This is a genomic window from Actinocorallia lasiicapitis (assembly GCF_054778695.1).
Genome location: NZ_BAAGZI010000431.1, coordinates 1 through 4,645, shown reverse-complemented (window position 1 = coordinate 4,645; position 4,645 = coordinate 1). Strand labels below are relative to the sequence as shown.

General features: G+C 70.4%; 3 protein-coding genes and 1 pseudogene. 3 read left to right on the top strand and 1 reads right to left on the bottom strand.

Annotated features, from left to right (window positions below):
- A partial coding sequence (locus ACYVE7_RS29415; protein ID WP_460369214.1) for a M16 family metallopeptidase occupies window positions 1–1,074 on the bottom strand: 1,074 nt, incomplete at its 3' end.
- A gap of 43 nt (window positions 1,075–1,117) precedes the next feature.
- On the opposite strand from ACYVE7_RS29415, the gene ACYVE7_RS29410 reads away from it, so the two are divergent.
- The 3 genes and pseudogenes from ACYVE7_RS29410 to ACYVE7_RS29400 form a co-directional block, all read left to right on the top strand.
- Window positions 1,118–1,951: a hypothetical protein gene (locus ACYVE7_RS29410; protein WP_460369212.1), complete on the top strand. Its 834-nt coding sequence runs from the start codon at window positions 1,118–1,120 to the stop codon at window positions 1,949–1,951.
- Between the two features lie 285 nt (window positions 1,952–2,236).
- On the top strand, window positions 2,237–3,205 hold the full coding sequence (locus ACYVE7_RS29405) for a WD40 repeat domain-containing protein (protein ID WP_460369210.1): 969 nt from the start codon (window positions 2,237–2,239) through the stop codon (window positions 3,203–3,205).
- Window positions 3,206–3,524: 319 nt separating this feature from the next.
- Window positions 3,525–4,645, top strand: a pseudogene (locus ACYVE7_RS29400) (hypothetical protein); the annotation flags it as partial.

The following is a 4,645-nucleotide window of genomic DNA, read 5'->3' as shown; positions in this document are numbered from 1 at the left end:
GGCGACCAGCGCCGAATCGCGGACGGTCCGCGCGACCCGCAGGACGTCGTCGGCGGTCACCGCCTCCAGGGCCGCCCTCGCCTCGGCGAAGGTCTCGGCGGGCACGTCGAACAGCGCGTTGCGGGCCGCCGCGTGGGCGAACGCGCCCGCCGCCTCGGGACGGGCGAAGTTCGCCAGATCGCCCTCGACGGCATGCGCCAGCTCCTCGCCGGTCAGCGGCACGGCGGCCAGCTCTTCGAGGACGTCCAGGAACGCCTCGACCAGGGCCGCGCGGTTCTCCTCCAGGCAGTCGGCGTGGGCGAGGAGATGACCGGTGCGGCCGTCGTAGCGCTGGAAGTCGACGGCGGGGGCGTAGCTGAGTGCCTTGTCCTGCCGGAGCACCCGGTGCAGCCGCAGACCCAGCGCCGCACGGTAGACCACGGCCGGCCAGGTGCGCGGGCAGTCCGCGAGCAGGCCGACGCCCTGGCCGCTGAACGGCATCGTGGCGGGCAGCCACGGCAGGACCGTCTCCGCGGGCGGGACGGGATGGAGCGGGCCGTCCGGGAGCGTGAGGTTCAGGCCCTCCGGTGGCGGGCCGCCCGCGAACACGAGGACGGCGTTGCCGCGGGTGAACCGGGTACGCGCCCACTCCCTGACGTCGTCGCGGGAGATCTCGGGCAGGCCGATCTCGTCGTAGCCGAGCAGGCCGGGGCCTTGCGGGCCGTAACGCCAGAGCAGGAGCTCGCCGAGCGCGCCGCCGCGTCCGGCCTCCTCGGTCCGCAGGATCTGCTTCTCGGCGTCCATCCGATCGAGGGGCAGGTCGTTGAGCGCGTCGCAGACCCCGGTGAGGAACCGGGCGACCTCCTCGGGGGTGCCGGACTTCACGAACGTCGTGGTGGTGGCGTCGACCATGCCGTTGAAGTGCCGCTCGGCCCCGCCGAAGGAGTGCAGGGCCAGATGCTCCACGAGATGGGTGAGGCCCGCCCGCGTCGGCGGCTCGTCGGCACGCCCGACCCTGAAGATCAGCGCGGCCGTCAGCTCCGCGCCTCCCTCCGCCCAATACGTCGCAATCCCGGCGACCCGCGTGATCTCCACGTCCACTCTCCCTTTTATGGTCGCGTTATCCTACGATCACCGCGTGTCCGAAAACTATGCTTTCGTTCGTCGCTGGGGCCCTCTCGTCGGCGTCGTCATCGGTGCGCTCACCGTCGGCGGCGCCCTCTACCCGGCCGACGCGCCCGCCGTGCAGCACGCCCCGGGCACCGTCCACCTTCAGCGGGGCGCCGAGTACGACCTCACCGTCACCGGCACCATGGCCCGGCTCGATTTCAGCGCGCCGGACTTCAGCTACGACCTGTCGGCCGTTCCGGACTGCTCGGCCGCCGGCACCACGATCCGGATCCGGCTGGGGAAGCAGTCAGGGCCGCTGGACTTCACCACCCGGCAGGCGCCGTTCGACGCCCGCTTCACGGCTCCCGTCTCGGGCTCCATCCCCATGACCTGCTCGGCGCCCCTCACGTTCCAGAAGCACGTGCCCAGCCGCACTTCCCAGCGCGTCCGCATGTTCCTCGCCGGCATCGCCCTGATGGTGTTCGGGGGCTACCGCCACTTCAGCCGCCGCCGAGCCGACCGTGACGCCGCCGCTCTCGGCCCGACCACGCCGCAGCAGGCCCGCACCGCCGCCTGGGACCTCCGCAGACTCTCCGGCCGCGACGCCGTCCGCTTCACCCACGGCACCTACGTCCCCGCCACCCGCGACGACGAGGCCCTGGCCCTCCTGGCCGCCGCCGACCCCACCTCGATCTCCGTCCGCGAACACCACCCCGAAGGCTGGATCGCCGCCCCCGCCTCCTCCCCCCTCCGAATCTTCGTCCCCCGCACCACCCTCACCAGCCCTTCCCCCCAATCAGTCGCCCGCGCCGCCGCCGCCACCCTCCACCTAGACCAGTCCTCCCCCCACATCACCCGCTGAGGCCACCGCACGCCACGCCCGTCCCCGCCGCGACGACGATCGGAGCGGTGGCGCTGCTGGCGGGACCGCGGCGTTCGTCTCCTAGAGGCGCATGCACGAGCCGGCGGCGATCTCGCGGTTGGCGCTCTTGGTCGCTGGCCTCGTCGCTGGATCGCCTCGCGGCTAATCTGTCGAGATGCTTCGTCATCAAACCCGGACGTCGGAGATCCTCGACCTCTCCCGAGAGAACTCCGTCTTCAAGCCGACCGCCAGATGAGGAGATTTTCCCAGCGGAGAGGGTTGGGTATGTCGACCATTCTGAACAACGTGGATGACGATCTGGAGTTTCCGGAGTTCTATCCGTCGCCCCATGGCGGGGCTCCGTCATTGTTCGCCGGAATTATCGATAAAAACGTGATGTGCTGGGATGCCGACACGGGGCGCCTGCTCTGGTCGGTCGGCCTTGGGCGTCCCAGTTGTTCCGATCTGATGTTCGTCCGGCGCGCCGGATATGTGGCACTGGCCGTGGCCACCTGGAACGGCTTGCGTCTCTGGGACGCGATCACCGGGAGGGAACTGCCCTGCGACAGTCCGAACGGAGGTCTTCTGGCCCTGGCGAAATTCGAGGGCGAGAATTTCGAAACAGTCATCGTTGCCGCGAGCTACTTTTGTGAGATCGTGCGATGGAGCGGCGACGGAGCTGCCATCGACCCCACGCTAAGCATCGCCCCCGTTCACGCTGTGGATGTTCAGGAGAACGCAAAGGGCCGGAGAATCATCATCTCCAGCTCGGACGATGAAACCATCCGTTTCTGGGACCTGTACTCCGGTGAGGCGCTCGGCAGGCCGCTCCACCCCGAACAAGAGCCTGTCTACATGGCGTCTCAATACCTTCCCAACGGTGCGCTGATGGTCGCGAGTTCCTGCTGTGAAGGGCCGATCACGTTGTGGAACGCTTCTCAAGCCACCTCCGTAGGATCGGTTTTCCTCAAGAACCCCGAGACAGCGATCCGAGCGATCGCGCTGACGGTGGTCGCGGACCAGCCGCGGTTGATCGTCTCGCCCTATCCGGGGCCGGTCCAGATCTTCGATCCGCTCACCGGAACCGCGCTCGGTGACGGGCCGGGGAGCGACTTCTTCAAGATTCGTACTGATCCCGGGGGGCGGAACGTCGGCCTCCGGCTACCCGGTTCCCGTGTTCACGTTGGTGTCCCGGAGCGCGTGCTCGATCGGGGCGGGCTGGTCGGCGCTTGCGAGGTGACCCTCTCGTGGTGACGGACCCGGGGCTGGCGGCTCTCCCTCACCCCATCGCGCCCCGGCCGTGCCGACAGGGATGGAGACAGCACATGCACACCCTGGCCTCGCTTCATGGTGAGACCCCGATGACAGCGGCCTGATCCCCTCGCGCACGACCGCACGATCGCCGCCGCCCTCTGACTCGACCAGTCCTCCCCCATAGAGACCTTCCACGGCACGGCGCTCAGGCTGCTGGAGGTGGCCGGATGGGGACGTGGGGGAGCTGGGGGTGGGGGCGTGGACGTCGGAGGGGGGAGTGCCTAGCCTGGGGGCTCGGGTCGCGGGAGGAGCGCCGGTGGTGCTGGAGTCGATCGCCGTTTATGTGGTGGAGAAGTCTCTGGGGTGGGCGGGGCTCGAGGTTCGGGGATGGCTGACGCCCAGAGACCATGAGCGGATTCTGCGGCGGGCGCTGGATGAGGTGGGGGAGGGGCTGCCCGGGGGTGGGAAGCGGCTGATGGCGGCGGTGCGGGTTGAGCTCGGGGGACGGCGGGAGCCTCGGTGGTATCGGGAGCTGGACGGGTCGGAGGGGATGCTGGCCGCTGAGCTGGCCGGGCTGCCTGACGGGAGTTATGGGGCGGTCGGGCGGCGGGTGCTCGGGCGGGAGCTTCTCGCCGGGGCCGGGATCGAGTTGGCGGAGCTGGCGCGGCGGCTGGCGCCCGCGATCGAGCGGGCCGTCCTCAAAGAGGCCCGCGAGCAGGGCGGGCTGCCCGAACTGGCGCGGCAGGGGGCGTTCACGTCGACCGGCCCCAGGCCGCCGACGAATCTGCCTGCGAACCTTCCGGTGTTCGTGAACCGGCATCCGGTGCTGGCCGGGATGAGTGAGGTCGCCGGGCAGGAGCGGGCCACGGGCAGTCCGGCCGTGCTCCGGCTGACGGGGCTGGGCGGCAGCGGCAAAACGGCCGTCGCCGTCCGGTGGGCGCACCAGGAACGGGAACTGTTCCCCGACGGGCGGCTCCACTTCGACTTCGACGCGCCGGCCGAAGGCGAGGCGAACGGGCCGAAGGACGTCGTCGTGGCGCTGCTGCGCGCCCTCGGCGTCGCCCCGCAGGAGATCCCCGACACGTTGAGCGGCTGCCTCGACATGTACCGGAACCGCACGTCGGGACGGCGGCTGTTCATCCTGTTCGACAACGTGAAACTCCGCCGCCAGGTCGAGGACCTGCTGCCGCCGTCCGAGCACAGCGTCGTCGTGGTCACCACGGACCGGCAGCTCGGCGGGCTCGGCGAACGGGTGATGCGGCTCGAGGCGCTGAGCCGGAACCACGCGATCGAACTCGTCGTCGGACTCGTACCCGGGATCGACCCGGGCCGCGCCGCCGAGATCGCCGACCTGTGCGACGGCTGGCCGCTGGCGCTGCGGATCGCGTGCGGCTGGCTGGAGCAGCCGGGACGCACCGCGGACCGGGCGGTGGCGCGGCT

Bases quoted from the DNA above. Each gene is read 5' to 3' on its own strand.
- ACYVE7_RS29405 (WP_460369210.1), top strand. From the start codon at position 2,237: ATGTCGACCATTCTGAACAACGTGGATGACGATCTGGAGTTTCCGGAG.